The sequence below is a fragment of the [Bacillus] selenitireducens MLS10 genome (assembly GCF_000093085.1).
Lineage (GTDB): Bacteria > Bacillota > Bacilli > Bacillales > Salisediminibacteriaceae > Salisediminibacterium > Salisediminibacterium selenitireducens.
Map to the genome: position 1 here is coordinate 1972490 of NC_014219.1, position 24254 is coordinate 1996743.

Here is a 24254-nt window from a genome sequence, read left to right on the forward strand (position 1 = left end):
TGGAAAATTTGAATACATTTATTGCTGTAATAGTTATTTTTGCTGTACTGGTATCCATTCATGAATGGGGACATCTGGTATTTGCAAAGCGTGCCGGTATTCTGTGCCGGGAATTTGCCATTGGCTTTGGGCCGAAGCTGTTTTCGTTTCAACGTAACGAAACGGTCTATACGATCAGGGCGTTTCCTTTGGGCGGCTTTGTCCGAATGGCCGGTGAAGATCCGGAAATGATTCAAATCAAGCCCGGGTACGAAATAGGACTGAAATACGATGAACAAGGTAAGGTAAATGAAATCATTGTGAATAACAAATCGAAACACCCGGATTGCGAAATTCTCCAGGTTGAGCATATCGACCTTGAACATGAACTCGTCATCAGCGGTTACATCAATGATGAAGAATTTGTCAGTTTGGACGTCGATGAGAAGGCCTTTTATATTTATGACGAGAAACCGACACAGATTGCACCTTACAACCGTCAGTTTGCATCAAAATCTGTCGGCAAACGTGCCATGGCTATTTTTGCAGGTCCTCTAATGAACTTTGTGCTTGCAGTCATTGCGTTTATCGCCTATGCGTTGATCGCAGGGATGCCGACGGAAGAAGCCGTTGTGGGCGACTTGACGGATGACGGTGTGGCAATCGAAGCCGGGCTAGAAACCGGGGACCGGATTGTTGAAATTGAGGGTAATCCGGTATCGGACTGGTTTGAAATGACCGAAGAGATTCAGACGAGACCCGATCAGGAAGTCACTTTTGTCGTGGAGCGGAATGGGGAAACTTTTGACGTATCTATGGTGACACAGGTCAGAGAAGGTCCGGATGAGATGGAACAGGGTGTCATCGGTGTCTATCCGCCAATGGAGCGGAGTGTGACAGATGCGATATTGTTTGGTTTTACCCAAACGTATGAAACAACAATCCTGATTATTGAAGCACTTGGGATGCTTGTTACCGGGCAGTTTTCACTTGACGCACTTGCTGGTCCTGTAGGGATTTATGAATACACAGGCGAAGTCGTTGCCATGGGATTACTGATCCTGTTCCAGTGGACCGCGATACTCAGTGTAAATCTCGGGATCATCAATTTACTGCCGTTGCCGGCACTTGATGGCGGAAGGCTCCTTTTTATCGGTCTTGAGGCAGTCCGGGGAAAACCTGTGGACCCTCAAAAAGAAGGAATGGTCCATTTTATCGGCTTTGCACTGCTTATGCTCCTTGTTCTTGCCGTTACGTGGAATGATATTAACAGGCTCTTCATGTAAACAGATTATGGATATTATGACATTTTAACAAAGGTGGCTGTTATCAATGAGACAACGAACATATTTATCTCCAACATTACGTGACATTCCAAGCGATGCTGACGTTGTGAGTCATCAGCTTATGCTCAGAGCGGGCCTGATTCGCCAAAGCACTTCAGGCGTTTATTCTTTCCTGCCGTTAGGCTACAAAGTCCTTCAGAAAGTGGAAGCGATTGTCAGAGAGGAAATGGATCGTGCCGGTGCTCAGGAGATGTTTATGCCTTCCATTCAGCCGGCTGAACTCTGGCAAGAGTCCGGCAGATGGGACGATTACGGTGCTGAACTGATGCGGTTTAAAGATCGTCACCAGCGTGAATTTGCTTTGGGTCCGACACATGAAGAGGTCATTACAGCCATCGTGCGTGACGATATCCGCTCTTATAAGGAATTGCCAATGACGCTGTATCAGATTCAAACAAAATTCCGTGATGAGCGGAGACCGCGCTTTGGCGTATTGAGAGGGCGGGAATTTCTTATGAAAGACGCGTATTCTTTCGATGTCGACTTCGAAGGACTTGATCAAAGCTATGATCAAATGTATGAAGCCTATAAAAAAGTCTTTACCCGCTGCGATTTGAACTTCCGAGCAGTTGTCGCTGATTCTGGTGCCATGGGTGGTAAAGACACTCACGAGTTTATGGTTCTCTCAAGTATCGGAGAAGACACGATTGCCTACTCGGATGAGTCTGAATATGCTGCGAATATTGAAATTGCTGAAGTGAACGTGCGTTATAAACCATCAGACGAGGCAGAAAAACCTTTGCAAAAAGTCGATACACCTGATCAGAAAACCATTGAACAGGTTGGCGCATACCTGAATGCTGACGCTACGAAATGCATCAAGGCCATGCTCTTTAATGTCGACGATCAACCGGTACTCGCTCTTGTTCGTGGTGATCATGAAGTCAATGATATTAAGATCAAGCATCTATTTGATGCAAGAAGCGTTGAACTTGCGACTGAAGAAGAAACGGTCAAATGGATGCGTGCTGATTTTGGCTATCTTGGGCCGGTCCATGTTCCGGAAGGTGTAACGGTTGTTGGTGATCCTGCTGTTTCGGTTATGAGGAATCTGATATGCGGTGCCAATGAGGCCGATAAACATTATACAAATGTGAATCCAAATCGTGATTTCACGTTTGATAAGGTTTCGGATATCCGTATGATTCAAGAAGGTGATCCGTCACCTGATGGTAAAGGAACAATCCGATTCAAAGAAGGGATCGAAGTTGGACATGTCTTTAAACTCGGCACGAAGTACAGTGAAGCATTAGGGGCCACTGTACTCGACGATCAGGGAAAGGCTCGTCCGATCGTGATGGGTTCTTATGGCATCGGCGTATCAAGAACGGTCGCAGCCATTATAGAAGAGCATCATGATGAAGATGGGATTATTTGGCCACTGAGTGTGGCGCCTTTTCAGGCGCATCTGATTCCTGTGAATATCAAGCAGGATGAGCAAAAAGCACTTGCGGAGTCCCTGTATACTGAACTTCAGGAAAGCGGTCTTGACATTCTGTTTGATGACCGTCAGGAGCGTCCCGGAGTCAAGTTTAAAGACAGTGACCTCCTTGGGCTGCCAATCCGCGTCACAATTGGTAAGAAAGCCGGAGAAGGAATCGTTGAAGTGAAATACAGAAAGTCCGGTGAAACCGTTGAGGTACATCGTGATGATTTGAAGAATACCATTCTTGAATATGTTAATCGGTAATCATGATGGTATCCTGCTGCGGCAGGATACCATTTCCATTCACGTTTAGCGCTATACCCGTACTGAGTAGGCTCTGTGTATGGATTCTCTGATATTCATGAAATGAGGAGGCTATTATGGAAACAGATCTAGCGGTCCGTAAAGAACGATTTGACTTACTGATGGATCAGGTTCAGATGCCGGAGGATATTCGGGAACGGTTTCTTCGGGATGGCTGGATTGAGTCATTGACCGTACATAAAAAAGAACGCAAATGGCTGTTTCGTTTTCGATTGAGCGTACCCATGACAAAGGAGGCTTATGAGCGATTCTCTGCCAAGCTGATTCATGGACTGTCACATATTGCCGATGTGCAATTTATGCTGACATATGAAGAAGACATTCATTCGCTATCCCTTGCTAAAGAGTATTGGCCGTTGTATGTGGAACGGTTACGATCCTATACAAACGGTTTGATCCACCGCTTGGAGAACCAGGTACCAGAATCCGACGGAAAGAAATTGATAATTTCTGTTCAAAATGAAACGGAAAAGGAAATGATGGAACGTCGAATTATGGAACCTCTTCAAACGTTGTCCGAAATATTTGGCTTTCAGGGCGTTTTATGGGGTGTAGCTGTTCACGAATCGAAGGAAGAGATGCAGCGCTTTCGAGAAGAACGTGTCCAGGAAGACCAGCTCGAAGTCGTTGAGGCGATGAAGGAGAAGAGAAAGCAGGAAGACTTAGCGAAAGATATGCAAGAGAAGCATGCCATTACTCATGGCACCCGTATTAAGGATGACCCGCGACCACTGAAAGAGATTGTGGAGGAAGAGAAACGGTTTACCGCCCAAGGACTGGTGTTTGATGCAGAAACCAGAGAGTTGAAAAGCGGTCGGACATTGTTAACATTTAAAATTACCGACTACACGGATTCCATTTCGGTGAAAATGTTCTCCAATGATAAAGAAGATCTCCCGGTGTTTGAAGCGATTAAAAAAGGGATTTGGCTTAAAGTGCGGGGACCGGTGCAGTACGACACCTTCAGCAGGGATTTTGCGATGATGGCAAGGGATCTTGAACAGGTCAAGCCCGTTGAAAGACAGGACACTGCACCAGAAGGTGAAAAACGTGTGGAACTCCATATGCATTCAACGATGAGTCAAATGGATGCTGTGACGAACGTCGGACGATATGTGGAACAGGCAAAAAAATGGGGACATCACGCTATTGCCATCACCGATCATGCTGGTGCCCAGGCTTTTCCTGAAGCATACAGTGCAGGGAAGAAGAATGGGATAAAAATCATTTACGGAGTTGAAGCCAATCTTGTTGATGATGGTGTGCCGATTGCGTACCATCCATCAGACCGCGACCTTATGGAAGATACGTATGTTGTATTTGACGTGGAAACAACAGGGCTTTCAGCCGTTTATAATACAATCATTGAACTTGCTGCTGTTAAAGTGCAGGGTGGCGAGATCATTGACCGGTTTGAATCCTTTGCAAATCCGCATGAACCTCTGAGTCCAACGATCATTGATCTGACCGGGATCACCGACGATATGGTGGCTGATGCACCTGAGATCCATGATGTCCTGAAGGATTTCAAAGCATGGTGCGGCAATGATATACTCGTCGCTCATAATGCAGCGTTTGATATGGCTTTTCTTGACGCAGGTTATCAGAAGGCTGGCATGGACAAAGCGGCAAATCCGGTCATTGACACATTGGAAATGGGGCGAATGCTTTACCCGACATTCAAAAATTACCGGCTGAATACATTATGTAAGAAATTCAATATTGAGCTTGTCTCGCATCACCGGGCGATCTACGATGCGGAAGCGACGGGGCATCTGCTCTGGAAAATGGTCAGGGACGCTGTGGAAAAAGGGATTACCACTCACAGTGCGCTTAATGATCAGTCGTCTCCTGATGATTACAAAAAACAGCGGCCGAATCATTGTACGATCTATGCCAAAAACGCTGAAGGTTTGAAAAATTTATATAAACTTGTCTCAAAAGCGCATATCGATTATTTCTTCCGTGTTCCGAGACTTCCGAAATCGGTTCTTGTCGAACACCGGGAAGGCCTTTTGATCGGATCCGCCTGTGATCAGGGTGAAGTATTTGACGGGTTGATGCAAAAGGCACCTGAGGAAGTGGAGTCAACGGCTGCATTCTATGATTTCCTCGAAGTGATGCCGCCTTCCAACTACCAGCATCTGATTGAAAAAGAAATCATTCGCGATGAACTTGAGCTGAAGTCGGTGATCAAAAATCTGATTAAACTCGGTGAGACGGTCAATAAACCGGTTGTTGCCACCGGGAATGTTCACTATTTGAATGAGGAGGATCACGTCTACCGCAAAATTCTTATTGCCAGTCAGGGAGGGGCAAATCCACTGAACCGGATTACGCTGCCAAAGGTGCATTTCCGGACAACCAATGAGATGCTTGATTGTTTTTCCTTTTTGTCGGAAGAGAAACGTCAGGAAATCGTGGTCACGAATTCAAGGAAAATCGCCGATGAAATCGATGAAATCAAACCGATTCCGGATGACCTCTATACCCCTCATATCGAGGGCGCGGATGAGGAAATGAGACAGATGTGTTACGACCGTGCGAAAAGCATTTATGGCGATCCTTTACCGGAACTTGTGGAGAAACGGCTTGAGAAGGAATTGACAAGTATCATCTCCAACGGGTTCTCCGTTATTTATCTGATCTCTCAGAAGCTCGTCAAAAAATCTTTGGACGACGGTTACCTTGTCGGCTCCCGGGGATCCGTCGGCTCAAGCTTCGTGGCCACGATGACGGAAATTACGGAAGTCAATCCATTACCGCCTCACTATGTATGTCCGAGCTGTCAGTATTCGTATTTTTTCAACGACGGTTCTGTCGGATCAGGTTTTGACCTCCCGGATAAGGACTGTGAAAAATGCGGGACACCTTATGAGAAGGATGGTCATGATATTCCGTTTGAAACCTTCCTTGGGTTTAAGGGCGACAAAGTACCGGATATCGATTTGAACTTCTCGGGTGAGTATCAGCCTGTAGCACACAACTATACAAAAGATCTTTTTGGCGAAGATTACGTGTATCGCGCAGGGACGATCACCACTGTCGCAGATAAGACAGCATATGGTTATGTAAAAGGGTATGAGGGTGATATGGGCATGCAGCTGAAAGGGGCAGAGATCGATCGCCTTGTCAGCGGCTGCACTGGTGTGAAGCGTTCGACAGGGCAGCATCCGGGCGGCATCATCGTTGTTCCGGATCATTTGGATATTTATGATTTCTCCCCGATTCAGTTTCCGGCAGATGACGACGGATCTGAGTGGAAAACGACTCATTTTGACTTTCACTCGATCCACGATAATCTGTTGAAACTTGATATTCTTGGACACGATGATCCGACGGTCATCCGGATGCTTCAGGACCTGAGCGGGATGGACCCGAAAGATATTCCTGTTGACGATCCGGAAGTATTCAAGCTTTTTTCCGGCACTGAATCTCTCGGTGTGAAAGAAGAAGATATCATGTGCAAAACAGGCACCTTCGGGATTCCTGAATTCGGGACACGTTTTGTCAGACAGATGCTTGAAGAAACGAAACCGTCGACGTTCAGCGAACTCGTTCAGATTTCCGGGCTCAGTCACGGAAGTGATGTCTGGTTGAATAATGCAGCTGATCTCATTGCGGCAGGCACTTGTGAATTAAAAGATGTGATCGGTTGCCGGGATGATATCATGGTGTATCTGATTTATCAGGGTCTTGAGCATTCGCTGGCTTTTAAAATTATGGAGTTTGTGCGTAAAGGAAAAGGACTTGATCCTGAATGGATTGAGGAGATGAAGAAAAACGGTGTGCCGGACTGGTACATTCAATCATGTTTGAAGATCAAGTATATGTTCCCGAAAGCACATGCTGCTGCCTACGTGCTGATGGCAATCCGCATTGCGTATTTCAAAGTCCATCACCCGATGATGTTTTATGCAGCGTACTTCACTGTGCGTGCCGATGATTTTGAGTTGGATACGATGATCCGGGGTTCAGCGACTATTCGGAAACGCATTGAAGAGATATATTCGAAAGGGCTGGATGCAACTCCGAAAGAAAAAAGTGTACTCACAGTACTTGAATTGGCTCTCGAGATGACGATGAGAGGTTTCTCCTTTAAGAAAGTGGATCTTTACCGTTCAAAAGCAAGCGAATTCCAGGTGGAAGAGAACGCGCTCCTGCCTCCTTTCGACGCGCTTACGGGTGTTGGAACGAATGCTGCTTTAAGCATTGTGGAGGCAAGAAAAGATGGTGAATTTCTGAGTAAGGAAAATCTCAGAGAACGAAGTAAAATCACTAAAACCGTTCTCGAGAATCTTGATGACCATGGATGTCTTGACGGAATGCCTGATACGAACCAGCTGTCCCTCTTTTGACTCGTTTGCAAGGGTGAGGGAATTGTGTTATATTATCAGAGGACAGAAACGAAAAGGCGACCGGAAAGAGTGGGGATTCCCACTCTTTCTTTTAATGAATAAGGCTTTTGAGTAAAGGAGGAACGCGCCAACATGTCATCAGCAATCACAGACAAGGTGGAGAAGCTGGCTGAGCCCATTGTGAGCGAGGCAGGTCTTGAGCTTGTTGATATTGAGTTTGTTAAAGAGGGTAAAAATTGGTTTTTGAGAGTATTTATTGATGGGCCGGAGGGCGTTGATTTGGATCATTGTTCGACCGTCAGTGAACGATTGAGTGAAAAGCTGGATCAGTCCGACCCGATTGAGCAGGCCTACTATCTTGAAGTGTCATCACCCGGAGCAGAACGGCCATTGAAAAAAGCAGAAGATATCACAAAGGCGATCGGTAAGAATGTACATGTCGCCACGTATGCACCGATAGAGGACGAGAAGGTTTTCGAAGGCAAACTGATCGGTTTTGATGGTGAGACACTGACTGTTGAACAAAAGATCAAAACACGTGTGAGCCAGGTGGAGATCCCGTATGATAAGGTGTCGAAAGCCAGGCTGGCTGTTATTTTTTGATACCTTCGTACAGATACCGGTGGCAGAAGAACGTGTTGAATAACGAAAGGAGGAACAGGATTTAATGAACAGTGAATTTATGGATGCTTTGGCAAGCATCGAAAAAGATAAAGGCATTGATAAAGAAATTATTTTAGAAGCGATTGAACAGGCATTGATAACGGGTTACAAGCGGAATTTTAATTCTGCCCAAAATGTGCGGGTGGATATCGACAGGGAATCCGGTCAAATCCGGGTGTTTGCCAGGAAAACGGTTGTGGAGGAAGTGTTTGATGCCCGGCTTGAAATCAGCCAGGAAGAGGCAAAAGGGATCAATCCGCATTATGAGGTGGATGATATTGTCGAAATCGAAGTAACCCCTCGCGATTTCGGACGCATTGCTGCACAGACTGCCAAGCAGGTAGTCACTCAGCGCGTACGAGAAGCTGAACGTGGTATTATTTACTCCGATTTTATTGATCGGGAAGAAGATATTATGACAGGGATTGTGCAACGTCAGGATCACCGTTTCATTTATGTGGATCTCGGTAAAGTCGAAGCACTTATGCCTTTGAATGAACAGATGCCAAATGAGACCTATCGCCATAACGATCGCATCAAGGCCTTTATTACAAAGGTCGAAAAAACCACAAAAGGTCCTCAAATTATGATTTCAAGGTCACACCCGGGTTTACTTAAGCGTTTGTTCGAACTTGAAGTGCCTGAAATCTATGACGGGACTGTCGAAGTGAAGTCTGTTTCACGTGAAGCCGGTGAACGTTCAAAAATTTCCGTTCACGCAGAAGATGAAGATATTGATCCGGTTGGTTCATGTGTGGGACAGCGCGGACAGCGTGTTCAGACGATTGTCGATGAGCTTAAAGGTGAAAAAATTGATATCGTGCGCTGGTCGGAAGACCCGAAAGTTTATGTATCCAATGCGCTGAGCCCATCGAAAGTCGTGGATGTTCTTGTAAATGAAGAGCAGAAAATGACAACGGTTATCGTACCCGATTATCAATTATCCCTGGCCATTGGTAAGCGTGGTCAAAATGCCCGACTCGCTGCAAAGCTGACAGGGTGGAAAATTGATATCAAAAGTGAATCGGAAGCTGAAGAATCAGGTATTTATCCAGTAGCAGACAATGATGAGCCATTCGATGATGAAGAAACGGATGAAGATCTTCCCCAATCATTCGCTGAACTGGCAGATGAAGATATCTTCCAAGACATGGATGAAGAGGACGATGAGCCTGAGAAGGACGACCGGGAGTGATGATGTGATGGCGTCAAAGAAAAAAACGCCCTTGAGAAAATGCGTCGTAACCCAGGAAATGAAGCCGAAAAAAGAGTTGATCAGAGTAGTACGTTCGCCTGAAGGCGAGGTTTTTGTAGACCCAAGCAGTAAAAAATCAGGACGTGGAGCTTATATTGCAAATGATCGTGATGTGATTGAGAAGGCAAAGAAAGCGAACCTTCTCGCCCGTCATTTAAAAGCAAAAGTTGATGAGGATGTCTATGATCAGCTGATCCGGGAACATGAAAGAAGCAAGCTTGTATGAAAGGCAACTGGCTGTCAACATTAGGGTTGGCTTTACGTGCAGGTAAGCTGATTACAGGTGAAGAGCAGGTTGTCAAAGCCATTCAATCCGGGCAGGCAAAGCTCGTGATCGTTGCCGCTGATGCCTCAGATGGAACATTGAAAAAAATGAAGGATAAGACGTCATTTTATAAGGTGCCATTGAAAATCACATCCGATCGATCAGCCCTCGGGCAGGCGATTGGCAAAGGAGAACGCGTTTCTCTTGCTGTGATGGATCAGGGCTTTGCTTCTTCCATTCAGAATCGCATTGAAAACAGTGTGTCTGACAGGCAATAATCCCGCTCTGCTTCTCTGAATCGAAATCAGGAGGTATGAATATGAGTAAAAAAAGAATCTATGAGTATGCAAAAGAAAACAACACAACCAGTAAAGCGGTAATTGATAAATTAAAAGGAATGGGCATTGAGGTGTCCAACCACATGAGTGTGATAGACCGTGAAACAATGAATAAATTGGAAGGTATCTCCGGTCAAAAAGGAAAAGACACAAAGCAGGAATCTTCCGCTCCAAAGCCTGATGCAAAGAAACCGCAAAATCAGACGAGTGCGAACCAGAAAAATGACAGCCGTGGCGGAAACCAGCCGAATAAAGGACAGGGCGGCAGTAAAAAGCCTCAGTCCAACCAACAGAAGCCCGGCCAGAGAAACCAGCCAAATCAAGGAAAGCCCGGCAACCAAAAGCAACAGGGTAATAAAGGCCCTAATAAAAACAAAAAGAACCGCCGTAATGATAACCGTCAGCAACCCAAAAATTCACAGCCATCAACCATGCCGCGAAAATTGCCTGAAAAAGTGTTGTACACACCGCCAATCACGGTCGGTGATTTTGCCGAAAAGATCCACCGTGAACCTTCAGAAGTCATTAAGAAGCTGATGTTCCTGGGTGTTATGGCAACCATTAACCAGGAGCTAGAAGAAGAGGCGCTTGAAATTCTGGCTGAAGAATACGGCATTACCGTTGAAGAAGAAGTGATCGTTGATGAAACTGATTTTGAATCAATCATTGGTGATCAGGAAGAAGACGACGCGAAACTTCAGGAACGCCCAGCTGTTGTGACGATCATGGGTCACGTTGACCATGGTAAGACAACGCTCCTTGACAGCATTCGTCACACAAAAGTTGTAGCGGGCGAAGCGGGTGGTATTACCCAGCATATCGGTGCTTACCAGGTCGTTGAAAATGATAAAAAAATCACGTTCCTCGATACGCCAGGACACGCAGCCTTCACCACCATGCGTGCCCGCGGTGCTCAGGTAACAGACATTACAATTCTTGTCGTAGCAGCGGATGATGGCGTTATGCCTCAGACGATTGAGGCAATTAATCACGCGAAAGCGGCTGAAGTGCCGATTATCGTTGCTGTAAACAAAATCGACAAAGAAGGTGCCAATCCGGATCGTGTGATGCAAGAGCTTACGGAACATGGACTGGTTGCAGAAGCATGGGGCGGCGACACGATTTTTGTGGAAGTATCTGCTCTCAATGCCAAGGGGATTGATGACCTTCTTGAAATGATCCTTCTCGTGACTGAAGTGGAAGAGTTAAAGGCCAATCCGGACCGCGAAGCCTATGGTACGGTTGTTGAAGCTGAGCTTGACAAAGGACGAGGTCCTGTAGCCACACTTCTCGTTCAGGGTGGTACTCTGCACGTCGGTGATCCGATTGTTGTAGGGAATGCATTTGGTAAAGTGCGTGCAATGGTCAATGATCTTGGGCGTCGTGTGAAGACTGCGGATCCATCGATGCCCGTTGAAATTACCGGTTTGAATGCCGTTCCTCAGGCAGGGGACCGTTTTATGGTCTTCAAAGATGAGAAGAAGGCGAGACAAATCGGTGAGCAGCGTGCCATGAAGCAAAGAGAAGCACAGCGTCGCGAATCATCCAGGGTTTCCCTTGATGATCTCTTTAACCAGATTCAGCAGGGTGATATTAAAGAAATCAACGTGATCGTGAAAGCTGACGTACAGGGGTCTGCGGAAGCTATGAAAGGTTCACTTGAGAAGATTGAGGTTGAAGGTGTGAAAATCAACATCATTCATACCGGTGTAGGCGCTATTGCCGAATCCGACGTCATTCTTGCCTCGGCTTCTAATGCTGTCATTATCGGATTTAACGTGCGCCCGGATGTGAACGCGAAGCGTACTGCCGAGGTTGAAGGTGTGGATATCCGTCTTCACCGTGTCATTTACGATGCGATTGAAGAAATTGAATCTGCCATGAAAGGCCTTCTCGATCCAATCTATCAGGAAAAAGTGATTGGTCAGGCGGAAGTCCGTCAGGTCTTTAAAGTATCCAAAGTCGGATCGATCGCAGGTTCTTACGTAACCGACGGTAAAATCACCAGACATTCATCTGTCCGGGTGATCCGGGATGGCGTCGTTGTATTTGAAGGAGAAGTTAACGACTTGAAACGTTTCAAAGATGACGTGAAAGAAGTAGCGAAGAATTATGAGTGCGGGATTACCATTGAAAACTTCAATGATGTCAAAGAGGGCGATATTATCGAAGCCTATATCATGGAGGAAGTTAAGCGGAAATGATAGGTGTTATTGTCGCTGAGGCGTTGCTGTATGATTGCCAATCTCTCAAAGAAAAGCGTTCTGTCAGTAAGAGTGTCTCATCAAGGTTGTCTCAGCGATTTAATATTGCCATTGCTGAAACGGATCATTATGATCGCTGGCAACGCATTCAATGGACGGTTGTGACCGTCAGTAACGAAAGACAGCACGCTGAAAAAGAACTGAACAGAGTGATACGATTTATGGAAAGTCAGCCTGAAATGGATGTGACGACCATTGATTGGGAATGGCTCTGACCGGCTGCCATTTTGCAGGGAAACCTGTCTAATAACCATGATCCATACAGGTTCGTATTGGTAAACCTTCATGATCAAATGAATTGATGTTTTAACTCATGCTCGTAAGAGTGGTACTAATCCGAAACACGATGGTTTGATGTATGAATGTTTCATGGTCCAAGGAGTGATAAACATGGGGAATTTAAGAGCAAACCGTGTTGGAGAACAGATAAAAAAAGAACTGACAGATATTATTCAGCGGGGCATTAAAGATCCGCGCATTGGATTTGTTACGGTTACCGCAGTCGATGTAACCGGTGACCTGCAGCAGGCGACGGCTTTTGTTACCGTTTATGGTGACGATGATGAACGAGAAAAGAGTCTACTTGCTCTGGAGAAGGCTAATGGATATATTCGAAGTGAAATCGGCAAGCGGATTAAGCTTCGAAAAACTCCTGAACTGGATTTCAAATTCGATGAAAGCATCGAGCGTGGGAACCGAATCGATGAGCTGTTGAGAAATCTTAACAAAGAGGAATAATGGAGCAGGAGCAGCGCGCAGCGCTGCTCCTTGTTTCTCTTTTGATAATGGAGTGCGCAGCATGCAAAAGGAGGCAATTATGACGAACAGTAAAGCAGGTATCCTTCCGTTGTGGAAGCCGCGGGGGATGACGTCGTTTCAGGCCGTGCGAAAAGCCGGCGGTATATTGAAGACGAAAAAAGCCGGACATACCGGAACCCTCGATCCTGACGTGGATGGTGTTTTACCGATTTGCGTCGGAAGAGCGACAAAAATTGTGGAATATTTGACGGCGGCAGAAAAGGTATACAGTGGCGAAGTGACAATCGGTTGGTCCACGGAAACAGAGGATGCTAGCGGCGAAACGGTTGAAACAAGGATGCCCGAGGAGGCTTTCACCGAACAGGAAGTGGATGACATGCTCGTTCAGTTGACTGGTGAACAAAAACAGATACCGCCTATGTATTCAGCGGTAAAAGTTAACGGCAAACGTCTTTATGAATATGCGAGGGAAGGTGTGTCTGTTACACGCCCGGTTCGGACGATTACCGTCCATTCGTTGGAGAGAACCTCACCTGTTTATCAGCATGATAACGGCTCTGTATCTTTCACCTTCACCTGTCATTGCAGCAAAGGAACGTATATCAGAACGCTCGCGGTTACCATGGGGGAAAAACTCGGGTATCCGGCTCATATGTCGCGATTAACGCGGGATGCTTCGGGCTCGTTTTCCAAGGAAGATTGTGTTACCTTTGAAGATATGGAGAAATATGCGGATGAGCAGCCTGAACACATACTGCTGCCCATTGAACATGCCTTTGAACATGTACCTTCATTAACGGTGGAAGACGACGATTTGACAAGGATCCTTCAGGGAGGAATCTTGCCCCTGCCAAAACAAATGGATGACCCTGATATTCCTTTTTTTGTTATTTTCGATCCGGATGGACGATTGATTGCATTATACAAAAAGGATCCCAAACGGCATGGTATGATGCGTCCTGAGAAAATGATTCTGACTGCAAATGACAGGTGATGTGACAGGGCAGATGTGAGGTGATTTGATGGAGATCATAAGAATGAAACACCCGCAAAGAGGGTTGAATCTGCCACAGCTGGCAGTGGCTCTCGGTTTTTTTGACGGTGTGCATAAAGGCCATCAAAAGGTAATTGAGATGGCCAAAGAGAAAGCTGGAGAACTGGGGGTCAAAAGCGGTGTCATGACTTTTTATCCTCACCCAAAGGAAGTATTGCGTCCGGAGACGGCTAAAGAGGTGAAGTATTTGTCCGCGATAGAGGATAAAGCCGAGCTGATTGGCTTCAGTGGGGTTGATTATCTGATCATTGTGGAATTTGATCCGCGGTTTGCAGATTTGTCCCCCCAGCAATTTGTTGATCAGTATCTGATTGGACAGAATATTGTTCATGTTGTAGCCGGATTTGATTACACCTATGGACGAATGGGGAAAGGGACGATGGAAACACTGCCATTTCATTCGCGCGGCATGCTGACTCAGACAATTGTGAAGAAAGTGGCATCCACGAAAGAGAAGATCAGTTCCACATCCATCAGAACAGCCCTTGTGAAAGGGGATATCAGGAAAGTGAATGATTATCTCGGACGGTTGTATACCCTCAGTGGAAACGTTGAACACGGCGAGAAGAGAGGCAGAACCATCGGTTTTCCAACCGCGAATGTATCAGTTGATGACAAAACCCTCACGCCGGCTCCGGGTGTTTATGCCGTGACCGCAAACGTAGAAGGGGATTCTTTTGAGTATACGGGCATTTGCAATATTGGTTTCAAACCGACTTTCCATGATGAAAAGCCTGATGCTCCGGTTTTGGAAATCCACCTCTTTGATTTCAGTAAAACGATTTATGATACGCATATCACTGTGTACTTTCATGACTTTGTCAGGGGAGAAGTGAAATTCTCCGGTGTGGATGAACTGGTTGACCAGATCAAAAAAGATGTGGATCAGGTTAAAACATTTTTCAGCGACCGGGTGACGTAACAGAGAGAAATTGTACTTGACCTTTCACCTTCGCACTGGTATAATTGATAATGTTATGAACCAATGCTTGGCATGACGATCCACCGACGTCTGCTCGGCAATTGGGGATAGAATGAAAAGGAGGTGGAACAGGATGGCTTTAACAGTAGAGCGCAAGAACGAAATCATTGAGAAATTCAAGACCCATGAGAATGATACCGGTTCTCCTGAGGTACAGGTTGCTATCCTTACCGAACAGATCACGACTTTGAATGATCATCTTCGTACGCACAAGAAGGATCATCACTCACGTCGTGGACTTCTGAAGATGGTAGGTCAGCGTCGTAATCTTCTTACGTACCTGCGTAATAAAGATGTTACGCGATACCGTAATCTGGTAGACGCACTAGGACTCCGTCGTTAATGGAGCAAAAAGCGGGATGCAGATCCCGCTTTTTTTTATGGCCTTTTTTAACCGGCATAAACTAGAAATAGCTTTCATGACCCATTAATATTTGTTATGATATAAGGGTTGAAAGAATTCGAGATGTAATGCTATTACATAATATACACAGAAGTGCTGAAGCAGTCTTTCAGCGCATTCAGTGAGGGGAGAACACATTATGAGTGAAGAATCAAAAGTGTATTCAATGGAGTGGGCAGGCAGAACGCTGTCCTTCGAAGTAGGGAAGTATGCCAAGCAGGCAAACGGTGCAGTCATGGTGAAATACGGAGACACAACCGTCCTTTCCACAGCAACCGGTTCCAAGGAACCCAAGGACCTGCCATTTTTCCCGCTGACAGTCAATTATGAAGAACGTCTTTATGCAGCAGGAAAAATACCGGGCGGTTTCATCAAACGCGAAGGCCGTCCAAGTGACAATGCGGTTCTGACCTCCCGTTTGATCGATCGGCCGATCCGTCCATTATTTCCGGATGGCTACAGAAATGATGTCCAGGTTATCAGCATTGTGATGAGCAGTGATCAAAACGCCTCTTCTGAAATGGCAGCGATGATCGGTTCATCGATGGCGCTGTCTATCTCTGATATTCCATTCGGCGGACCAATTGCAGGTGTTACAGTCGGGCGTGTTAATGGTGAATTCATCATTAATCCGACAACGACTCAAATGGCAGACAGTGATATTGATCTGATTGTTGCAGGTACGAAGGATGCGGTTAACATGGTTGAAGCCGGGGCCGAGCAAGTCCCGGAAGAAGACATGATGGATGCAATCCTGTTTGGACATGATGAGATCAAGCGCCTTGTCGCATTTCAAGAAGAGATCATTGCCGAGGTTGGCAAACCGAAAATGGAAGTGCAGCTTTTAACAACAGATGCAGACTTGGAAACCGAGCTGCGTGAGAAAGCATACGGCAAATTGACTGAAGCTGCGAAGGTCGTTGAGAAAGCAGCTCGTGAAGATGCGATTTCAGACGTTTATGATGAAATTATGCTTGACTATGTAACAGAGCAACCAGAAGAAGACCGATCGAAAGAAGTAAAAGAAATACTGAATAAACTGCTGAAGGAAACGGTAAGAGAACTCATTACCAAAGAAAATATCCGTCCAGATGGCCGGAAGGTTGATGAAATCCGTCCTCTTTCTTCAGAAGTCGACATTCTTCCGAGAGCTCACGGTTCCGGTCTTTTCACACGAGGTCAGACGCAGGCATTAAGCGTATGTACACTCGGTGCGTTGGGTGACGTACAGATCCTTGACGGCTTGGGTATCGAAGAGTCAAAACGGTTCATGCATCACTACAACTTCCCGCAGTTTTCTGTCGGTGAAACCGGCCCAATCCGTGGCCCGGGACGTCGTGAAATCGGGCATGGTGCATTGGGTGAACGTGCTCTTGAACAGGTAATCCCTTCTGAAAAAGATTTCCCGTATACAATCAGACTTGTCTCTGAAGTACTCGAATCAAACGGGTCTACATCACAGGCCAGTATTTGTGCATCCACGATGGCGATGATGGCAGCAGGTGTTCCAATTACATCACCGGTTGCAGGGATTGCGATGGGACTTGTAAAGCACGGTGAAGACATGACGGTCCTTACTGACATTCAGGGTATGGAAGATGCTCTTGGCGACATGGACTTCAAGGTTGCCGGAACGAAAGACGGCGTTACAGCCCTTCAGATGGATATCAAGATCGAAGGCATTAATCGTGAAGTCTTAAAATCAGCTCTTGAACAGGCCCGTGATGGACGCTTGAAGATTCTTGATAACATGCTTTCTGCTATTCCTGAGCCTCGCGATGAGCTGAGCGAATATGCACCAAAGATCAAGACGATGAATATTCATCCGGATAAGATCCGTGATGTAATCGGACCTAGTGGTAAGATTATCAACAAGATCATTGAAGAAACCGGAGTGAAGATCGACATCGAGCAGGATGGTACCGTATTTATTTCCGGACTGGATGTTGACATGATCCATAAAGCGCTGAGCACGATCGAAGAAATCGTTCGTGAAGTGGAAGTTGGCGAAACGTATCTTGGTAAAGTAAAGCGAATTGAGAAGTTCGGTTGCTTTGTGGAGATCTTTAAAGGAAAAGATGGCCTTGTCCATATTTCACAACTCGCAAATGAGCGAGTCGGAAAAGTGGAAGATGTCGTTTCCATTGGAGATGAACTGCTCGTTAAGGTAACAGAAATTGATAACCAGGGACGTGTCAATCTGTCCCGCAAAGCGGTTCTTAACGAAGAAGCGAAGAAATAAACCAGACAAGCCGGAAAATCAAATCGCTGATTTTCCGGTTTTTTGACTGAATATGTGATGGCCTGAATCAGGCGCAGGAGGATACAGTGGTAAAAAAAGTTACAGCACCAAACGGGTTACGAATCGTTTATGAACAATCAGAAGATGTTCGGTCTGTCTCAATGGGGATTTGGATAGGTACGGGGTCAAGGTATGAGGAAGAGGATGAGAAAGGGATTTCTCATTTTATTGAACATATGCTGTTCAAAGGAACCAAAACACGCTCTCCTCAGCAAATTGCTGCGAGTTTTGATGCAATTGGCGGACATGTCAATGCCATGACGTCAAAAGAATATACGTGTTACTATGCGAAAGTTCTTGATTCTCACGCTGACTTTGCAATGGATGTTCTTGCGGACATATTTTTTCATTCAAGGCTTGCTGCAGAAGATATCAAAAAAGAGCAGGCGGTGATTCAAGAAGAGATCAATATGTATGAGGATACCCCTGATGATCTTGTTTTTGAACAGTTAAGTGAAATAACCTATGGCGGTCACCCGTTGGCGGGACCGATTTTGGGATATAAATCCACGATTGACTCGTTTACGACAGAGCAGCTTAACGACTACATGAAGAAGACATATACAGCTGAGAACGTGGTCATCTCCATTTGCGGTCATGTTAACGAACGGTTCATCGAAGGGATTATCAATCGCTTTTCTGATATGCCATCCCATCAGCCTGGTCTGATTGAAAAGCCTGCCTTTTTCCCTGGTGAAAAAGGCAGGAAAAAGGAAACCGATCAGGCCCATTTGGCACTCGGATTTGAGGGAGTTGCAGCGGATTCTTCCCAAATGTATCCTCTTGTCCTTTTGAATAATGCGATTGGCGGTTCGATGAGCAGCAGGCTGTTTCAAGAGGTCAGAGAGGAGCGGGGGCTCGCATATGCGGTGTATTCGTTTCATGAGGCATACCGTGACACAGGCCTGTTGTCGGTTTACGCAGGTTGTGCCATTGACCGCCTGGACCATGTTTATGAAGTCATTATGAGCAACCTTCAAAAAGTGAAGGAAAGTGGTCTTACAGATACGGAATGGCAAAATGGGAAGGAACAGCTTAAGGGCAGTCTGATGCTGGGTCTTGAAGGGACTTCAAGCAGAATGCAGAGAAACGGTCGAAATGAATTGATTCTCGGGAGACATCGGACCCTTGATGATGTCCTTGAGCGAATAAACGCTATCTCGAGAGAGGATATTCAGGACGTCGCGTCGAATCTGTTTGAACAGACACCGTCAATTTCAGTCGTGAGCGGTGCAGGAAACCTGCCGCAACGTTAACGATATGTGAGGAATCCTGACGAAATGTAAGCGATCCGGCAACGCTTCCTTCAGAGAAGATTTTATTCCGGTTCGTCTCATCATGCACCGTCATATCCTTCTTCACGATTCAGACAGATTTCGCTATAATTTGATTATGCGTGCGTAAAACTACAACAGGAATCGAAGGGAGAAATAACACATGTCAAAAATGTATAATGTAGCTATTTTAGGAGCAACAGGTGCAGTGGGGCAACAGATGATCGATACCCTCGACCGCTTGGAATTTCCAATCAGTGAGTTGAAACTTCTGTCTTCGAGCCGATCTGCAGGAAAGAAAATCATGTTTAAAGGGCAGGAGCTGACGGTGGAAGAAGCGAAACCCGAATCATTTGAGGGCGTTGATCTTGCTTTGTTCAGTGCAGGTGGTTCCATATCAAAAGAGCTTGCGCCTGAAGCCGTTGAGCGAGGAGCGACGGTTGTCGATAACACAAGTGCGTTTCGAATGGATAAAGACATTCCACTGGTTGTTCCTGAAGTGAACGCAGATGCTCTGAAGGAGCATAATGGCATCATTGCCAACCCGAATTGTTCAACAATCCAAATGGTTGCAGCGATGGAGCCGGTACGAAAAGCCTTTGGACTTAAAAGGGTTATTGTATCCACGTATCAGGCAGTATCCGGAGCAGGTAATGCAGCGGTTGATGAAATGTATGAACAGTCTCAGCAGATTATGAACGATGAGCCGATCAATCCGCAGATACTCCCTGTTGGAGGAGATAAGAAGCACTATCAGATCGCTTTCAATGCTGTCCCGCAAATCGATAAATTCCAGGATAACGGCTATACGTTTGAAGAGATGAAAATGATAAATGAAACTAAGAAAATTATGTCAGATGACAGCATACAGGTTGCGGCAACCTGTGTAAGACTGCCAGTAGAGACCGGCCATTCTGAGTCTGTATATGTGGAAGTCGAGAAAGATGGTCTTGATGTGGCAGGCTTCAAAAAGCTGATGGAAGAGGCGCCGGGGGTTACACTTCAGGATGATCCGTCCAATCAGATTTACCCACTGGCGACGGATGCAAAAGGAAAAGATGATGTGTTTGTCGGACGGATCCGGCAGGACCTTGATCATCCAAAAGGGTTTCATTTTTGGGTGGTTGCCGATAACCTCCTGAAAGGGGCAGCCTTAAACTCTGTACAAATCGCGCAATCCCTTGTCGAACAGAATTTATTAAAAAAATAATTGAGTGAGAGTGGATGATCCATGAATATTTGTGTCCAAAAATTCGGAGGGACGTCTCTGCAATCAGATGACGTCAAAATAAAAGCTGCAGAGCATGTCATGGATGCTGTCAGGAAGGGGTATAAGGTTGTCGTGGTCGTCTCAGCAATGGGGCGACTCGGCGATCCTTATGCAACGGATACACTGTTATCCCTTGTCGGCGGTGTGACGTCGACCCAGCCCAAACGGGAACTTGATCTTCTGATGGCCTGTGGAGAAACGATATCCGCAGTGACATTTTCCTGGCTTCTTCAAAACGGCGGGCTCAAAAGCCTTGCCATGACAGGCAAAGAGGCCGGATTCAGAACAACGGAGGAATATGGGAATGCCAAGATAACAGATATGAATCCGCAACAGATCCGCTCGCATCTTGGTGAATATGATGTGATCGTCGTAACCGGTTTTCAGGGAGAAACACCGAAAGGGACAACAGCCACGCTTGGCAGAGGGGGATCCGATACGTCAGCAACAGCGCTCGGAGCAGCATTAGAAGCAGATGTTATTGATATTTTCACCGATGTGGACGGCATTATGACAGCCGATCCGAGGATCGTAAGCGGAGCAAAAACCCTTGAAACCGTTACATATAATGAAATTTGCAACATGGCTTATCAGGGTGCCAAGGTCATCCATCCAAGAGCTGTTGAAGTGGCAATGCAGGCAAAGGTACCGATCAGGATCCGCTCGATTCACTCTGATGCTGCTGGGACCTTGATCACAGGATCACCTTCAGGAAGACCCGGTCTTGATCTCGAAGAAAAGCTGGTGACGGGTATTGCACATGTTGGAGGTCTTGTTCAAATCAGCGTGACCTTTCATCAAAAGCCGCATGCAGAAGCTGAAGTATTTGCGACATTGGCCCAAAATGGTATTTCCGTTGACTTTATTCACATTCATCCAACAGGAGCCGCTTTTACTGTGCCGTCTCATCTTGGCAATCAGGCGGCCTCACTTCTTTCGGGACTCGGCTGCGAAGTGACCGTGACGGAAGGTGTTGCGAAAGTTTCTGCCGTAGGGGCAGGAATGACGGGCGTACCCGGTGTAACATCCAAAATTGTTCAGGCCCTCTCAAAAAAAGGCATCACGATTTTGCAGTCGGCCGATTCCCATACAACCATCTGGGTTCTCGTTTATGAAAATCAGATGAAAGATGCTGTAAATGCTTTGCACGAAGCATTTATCTGTTAAAATGGAATGAGAAAGAAGGAGGGATCGTTTGATGAGCTTTGGAACTGTACTGACGGCGATGGTTACACCGTTTGATGACCAGGGGATGATCAATTACGATCAGCTTGAGGTGCTGATCAATCATTTGATTGAAAATGGAAGTGATGGACTGGTAGTCGGTGGGACAACCGGCGAATCTGCTACGCTGAGTATAGAGGAGAAAGCGGCACTTTATCAGCAGTCAGTCAGAATTGCAGACGGACGCGTACCCATTATTGCCGGTACCGGAATGAATGATACATACGCCACTGCTGAGTTAACAATCCGGGCAGAGCGTGTAGGCGTTGACGGTATTATGCTCGTGGCGCCCTATTATAACAAACCGTCCCAAAAAGGCCTTTACGAACATTTTCAGACGATTGCTGAAAAGACATCGTTACCGGTTATGGTCTATAATGTACCGGGACGAACGGCAGTGAATATCCTGCCGGAAACAGTGATTGAACTGGCGAAAATCGAGAACATTACGAGTGTTAAAGAAGCGAGTGGCAATCTCGATCAGGTGACCATGATCGTGGCAAATACACCCGATGATTTTACAGTGTACTCGGGAGATGACTCTTTGACTTTGCCGAGTCTGGCAGTGGGAGCTGACGGGATCGTGTCTGTGAGCAGCCATATTATCGGTAAACACATGCAGCAGATGGTCCGGTATTATAAGGATGGTCAGGTCGGGGAAGCGGCTCTTCTTCATCAGAAACTCTTGCCTATTATGAGAGGGATGTTTATTGCTCCAAGTCCTGCACCGGTGAAAACAGCCCTAGATATGACCGGACTGGACGTCGGTGGTGTTCGTTTGCCACTTGTTCCGCTGACGGAAGAAGAACGAAAAACCCTCGAATCGATCGTTGCACTGAGAGAAAAGCTGTAGTACATGAATCCGAACAGGAGGCGGTTACGATTCCGCGTCCTGTTTTCTACTTGTTAGAAAGACCTTTTGTAATGTATACTGACTGAGGAGACATATCGAACGGATCTTATTTCATGAATAGCATTAGGAGGAACAGACATTGTCAAATAAGCAAACAGAACAAATAAAGTTTTACGCCCTTGGTGGCGTTGGAGAAGTCGGAAAGAACATGTATGTGCTTGAACTCGATGATGAAATGGTTATTATCGATACCGGCTGTATGCATCCTGAGGACGACATGCTCGGGGTGGATATTGTGATCCCGGATATGACTTATCTGATTGAGAATAAGGAGAAGGTGAAAGGGATTATCCTGACGCAGGCCCTCGATGATCATATTGGAGCTCTTCCTTATGTTCTTCGTGAATTGAATGTGCCGGTTTACGGTTCGAGGTTCACGATGGCCCTGGTCAAAGACCTTTGTAACGAAGTGGGCGTCCCAGGCAAACAGCAGTTTAATGAAGTGCATTCCAATTCCAAAATTAAAATCGGGAAAACACCCGTCAGCTTTTTCAAAACGAATTACAGTGTACCGGACACGCTGGGTGTCATGATTCATACTTCGCAGGGACCGATCATTCATACGGGTGATTTTAAATTTGATCAAAACCCTGTGGATGGCATGCCTTCGGAAATGGATAAGTTAACAGAAATCGGTTCAAAAGGCGTACTGTGTCTCCTCTCAGACAGCACAGGAGCGGAAGTCCCGGGCTATGCCCCTTCGGAATCCCTCGTCGCAGAAGGACTTAAAGAATCATTCCATGAAGCACCGGAATCGATTATTGTATCGGTTTTTTCATCAAATATCTATCGCATTCAACAAGTGCTTGAAGCGGCAGAGCGTGAAGAACGCAAGGTAGTCGTTGTAGGTAAGGAAATCGAGAGGGCTGTTGAAATTGCTCTTGAACTTGGGTATCTTGATGATCTTGAAGGAACACTCATTGATCTGAAGACGTATAAAAAGCTTCCATCAGATGAAACGGTTGTCGTCACCACAGGCAGTCAGGGAGAGCCGATGAGCTGTCTGATGAGAATGGCAAAAGGTTCACACCAGACGGTGAAAATCAAATCGAAAGACCGGATCATTATTTCAGCAGTACCAAGCCCGGGTAATGAAAAACAGGTATCGCAAATGGTTGATTTGCTTTCTAGAACCGGTGCTGATGTGGTGTACGGAAAAGATAAAAAAATCCACGTCCCTGCCCATGCCTGCCAGGAAGAATTGAAGCTGCTCCTGAACGTGGTTCAGCCGCAACACTTTATTCCGGTAGCAGGAGAATACCGGATGCAAGTGGCACAGCATCACCTGGCGCGTTCCGTTGGCATTCAGCAGGATGAGATCTTTTTACTTGATAAAGGCGAATGTGTGGAGTTCAATAAGCGTAAAGCAAAGCAGACTGGAAAAGTTCCTGCCGGACATGTTTTAATTGATGGCCTCGGTGTTGGTGATGTTGGAAATATTGTTCTTCGTGATCGCCGCTTGCTTTCTAAAGATGGCATTCTGGTGGTCGTCGTGACGCTCAATAAAGCCCACAATAAGGTTTTGTCAGGTCCTGACGTGATTTCAAGAGGTTTTGTCTATGTCCGGGAATCTGAAGCCCTGATTCGGCAGGCCGAAACGCTTGTCAAGGAAACAATCGATCAGCAGATTGCGCAAAATCAGACGGATTGGGCTACGATGAAGAGTGGTATCCGTGATCAGTTAAGTAAATTACTGTTTGATAAGACAAAACGCCGTCCAATGATCATGCCGATTATTATGGAAGGTTGATACAGAAGACTCCGGCGAATTCGCGTCGGAGTCTTTTTATAGTGTGCCGGGCATGCACTGTATCTTGGGAGTGAAAGTCTCCTGTGGGCTTGGCAGTAGGAACCA

The 24254-nt window shown here is 46.1% G+C and carries 19 protein-coding genes; all 19 read left to right on the top strand.

Annotation, left to right across the window (positions count from 1 at the left end):
- Positions 1-8: 8 nt before the first annotated feature.
- The 19 genes from rseP to BSEL_RS09215 all read left to right on the top strand — a co-directional run bounded on the left by rseP (position 9) and on the right by BSEL_RS09215 (position 24149).
- Complete coding sequence (rseP, locus tag BSEL_RS09125) at positions 9-1265, top strand: RIP metalloprotease RseP (RefSeq protein ID WP_013172712.1); 1257 nt, start codon at positions 9-11, stop codon at positions 1263-1265.
- A gap of 46 nt (positions 1266-1311) precedes the next feature.
- On the top strand, positions 1312-3015 hold the full coding sequence (locus BSEL_RS09130; protein WP_013172713.1) for a proline--tRNA ligase: 1704 nt from the start codon (positions 1312-1314) through the stop codon (positions 3013-3015).
- 116 nt (positions 3016-3131) lie between these two features.
- Positions 3132-7433, top strand: coding sequence for a PolC-type DNA polymerase III (locus BSEL_RS09135; protein ID WP_013172714.1), 4302 nt, complete (start codon positions 3132-3134; stop codon positions 7431-7433).
- Between the two features lie 132 nt (positions 7434-7565).
- Entirely contained in the window at positions 7566-8036 is a 471-nt protein-coding gene (gene rimP / locus BSEL_RS09140) for a ribosome maturation factor RimP (RefSeq protein ID WP_013172715.1), read from the top strand.
- 64 nt (positions 8037-8100) lie between these two features.
- Positions 8101-9291 (top strand): transcription termination factor NusA, encoded by a 1191-nt coding sequence (gene nusA / locus BSEL_RS09145; protein ID WP_013172716.1) that lies wholly within the window; start codon positions 8101-8103, stop codon positions 9289-9291.
- Between the two features lie 7 nt (positions 9292-9298).
- Positions 9299-9577 carry an RNase P modulator RnpM gene (rnpM, locus tag BSEL_RS09150; RefSeq protein WP_013172717.1) on the top strand — a complete coding sequence of 93 codons (279 nt, stop codon included), beginning with the start codon at positions 9299-9301 and terminating at the stop codon, positions 9575-9577.
- Positions 9574-9894, top strand: a complete 321-nt coding sequence (locus BSEL_RS09155) for a YlxQ family RNA-binding protein (RefSeq protein ID WP_013172718.1) — start codon at positions 9574-9576, stop codon at positions 9892-9894. Before rnpM ends, BSEL_RS09155 begins: the two co-directional genes overlap by 4 nt.
- A 41-nt stretch (positions 9895-9935) precedes the next feature.
- Positions 9936-12158 (top strand): translation initiation factor IF-2, encoded by a 2223-nt coding sequence (infB, locus tag BSEL_RS09160; RefSeq protein WP_013172719.1) that lies wholly within the window; start codon positions 9936-9938, stop codon positions 12156-12158.
- Positions 12155-12433: a DUF503 domain-containing protein gene (locus BSEL_RS09165; protein WP_013172720.1), complete on the top strand. Its 279-nt coding sequence runs from the start codon at positions 12155-12157 to the stop codon at positions 12431-12433. The genes infB and BSEL_RS09165 overlap by 4 nt, the downstream gene beginning before the upstream one ends.
- A gap of 175 nt (positions 12434-12608) precedes the next feature.
- Positions 12609-12956 carry a 30S ribosome-binding factor RbfA gene (gene rbfA / locus BSEL_RS09170; protein WP_013172721.1) on the top strand — a complete coding sequence of 116 codons (348 nt, stop codon included), beginning with the start codon at positions 12609-12611 and terminating at the stop codon, positions 12954-12956.
- 79 nt (positions 12957-13035) lie between these two features.
- A complete protein-coding gene (truB, locus tag BSEL_RS09175; RefSeq protein ID WP_013172722.1) occupies positions 13036-13971 on the top strand; it encodes a tRNA pseudouridine(55) synthase TruB in 936 nt (311 codons plus the stop codon).
- Positions 13972-13999: 28 nt separating this feature from the next.
- Complete coding sequence (gene ribF / locus BSEL_RS09180; RefSeq protein ID WP_013172723.1) at positions 14000-14953, top strand: riboflavin biosynthesis protein RibF; 954 nt, start codon at positions 14000-14002, stop codon at positions 14951-14953.
- A 133-nt stretch (positions 14954-15086) separates the two neighbouring features.
- Positions 15087-15356, top strand: coding sequence for a 30S ribosomal protein S15 (gene rpsO / locus BSEL_RS09185; RefSeq protein ID WP_013172724.1), 270 nt, complete (start codon positions 15087-15089; stop codon positions 15354-15356).
- A gap of 199 nt (positions 15357-15555) precedes the next feature.
- Complete coding sequence (pnp, locus tag BSEL_RS09190; protein WP_013172725.1) at positions 15556-17658, top strand: polyribonucleotide nucleotidyltransferase; 2103 nt, start codon at positions 15556-15558, stop codon at positions 17656-17658.
- An 86-nt stretch (positions 17659-17744) separates the two neighbouring features.
- A complete protein-coding gene (locus tag BSEL_RS09195; RefSeq protein WP_013172726.1) occupies positions 17745-18974 on the top strand; it encodes a M16 family metallopeptidase in 1230 nt (409 codons plus the stop codon).
- Between the two features lie 181 nt (positions 18975-19155).
- On the top strand, positions 19156-20202 hold the full coding sequence (locus tag BSEL_RS09200) for an aspartate-semialdehyde dehydrogenase (RefSeq protein WP_013172727.1): 1047 nt from the start codon (positions 19156-19158) through the stop codon (positions 20200-20202).
- A gap of 21 nt (positions 20203-20223) precedes the next feature.
- Complete coding sequence (gene dapG / locus BSEL_RS09205) at positions 20224-21429, top strand: aspartate kinase (RefSeq protein ID WP_013172728.1); 1206 nt, start codon at positions 20224-20226, stop codon at positions 21427-21429.
- 31 nt (positions 21430-21460) lie between these two features.
- A complete protein-coding gene (gene dapA, locus BSEL_RS09210; protein WP_013172729.1) occupies positions 21461-22339 on the top strand; it encodes a 4-hydroxy-tetrahydrodipicolinate synthase in 879 nt (292 codons plus the stop codon).
- Positions 22340-22478: 139 nt separating this feature from the next.
- Positions 22479-24149, top strand: coding sequence for a ribonuclease J (locus BSEL_RS09215; RefSeq protein WP_013172730.1), 1671 nt, complete (start codon positions 22479-22481; stop codon positions 24147-24149).
- Positions 24150-24254 lie beyond the last annotated feature (105 nt).